The sequence below is a fragment of the Mesorhizobium sp. FG116 genome (genome assembly GCF_057809835.1).
In genome coordinates, this window is sequence record NZ_JBMDKS010000120.1 from 1 (window position 1) to 1,169 (window position 1,169).

2 protein-coding genes are annotated in these 1,169 nt (G+C 65.4%); both read left to right on the forward strand.

Annotation, left to right across the window (positions count from 1 at the left end):
- The coding region (locus tag ACODTY_RS24030; RefSeq protein ID WP_488996687.1) for a DUF1403 family protein at positions 1–296 on the forward strand (296 nt) is incomplete at its 5' end.
- Positions 297–298: 2 nt separating this feature from the next.
- Positions 299–1,033 (forward strand): SMC-Scp complex subunit ScpB, encoded by a 735-nt coding sequence (gene scpB, locus ACODTY_RS24035; protein WP_488996688.1) that lies wholly within the window; start codon positions 299–301, stop codon positions 1,031–1,033.
- The last annotated feature ends 136 nt before the right edge of the window (positions 1,034–1,169 follow it).

Sequence of the window (1,169 nt, forward strand, 5' to 3'; positions counted from 1 at the left end):
ATGGGTTCACTCGCCCGCTCTGTCTGGCGCTGGTCGAGGGCGCGGCGGAAGCCTGCAGGCTGGCCGCAGACATGGCACGACGGGCCGAGCGGCTTGAGGCGGTGGTGCCGAAGCTGCGCGCGAAAGGGGCAGCGGAGGCGATCCGTAAACTGCTCGACGACGACGCCGTGCCCGGCACTTTTGCGACGAAGACCCTGTCGCGCTTTGCCACGCGGCGGCTCTTCGACCGGCTGGAAAGCTTCGGGGCGGTGAGGGAGCTTTCCGGCCGCGCCAACTTTCGGCTGTTTGGATTGTGAGCATGGCGGACACAGCCGGACAGCGGCGGGACCAAAGCGATGGCCAGCGAGGGTGGCCAGATGATCGTGGACCACAGGACCGTCTGGTCGATGCCGAACTCGAGCACCTGCCGCCCGAGGCGCGCTGGCGCGAATGGATGAGCCGGGTCGAGGCGGTGATTTTTGCCGCAAGCGAACCGGTGACGCGGGGTGTCCTTGCGCGCGTGGTGGGACGTGGCTGCAATCTCGACCTGATCATCGACGATATCCGTGCCGAGCTGCACAACCGTCCTTATGAGCTTGTCGCCGTCGCCGGCGGCTGGCAGCACCGGACCCGGAGGGCCTTTTCCGAGGTCATTCGGGCAGCTATGAGCCAGGGCGGCGGGTCAGGGCCAAAACCGCTGTCGCAGTCGGAATCGCTGGTCCTGATGTCGATCGCCTATTTCCAGCCGATCACCCGAAGTGAGCTCTCCACCCTCTTCGGCAAGGAGGTCAGCCGCGATCTGATCGCCCACCTCCGCGCCCAGGACTTCATCGCCTCGGGACCGCGCTCGCCCCAGCCCGGCGCACCCTATACCTATGTGACGACGAAGACCTTCCTCGCACACTTCAGCCTCGATACCCTTCGCGACCTGCCGGACTTCGAGGCGCTCGAAGACGCCGGGCTGTTGTCGAAGGAGAAGCTGATGGCCGGCGATATCATGCCGGGGTTTTCGAGCGATGGCGACGGGAATGCAGGCGTCGCCGGTGACGAATAGTGCGCTGCTTGCTAGGGATCGGCGTTTCTGGCCACAGAGCTTATCCGCAAGGATATTCCCGACGACGGGATAAGCACGCGGAAGATGACGTCGGCAACCGGGGTCGCCGAGCTGCCGATCGCGGAGCTCATCTGAG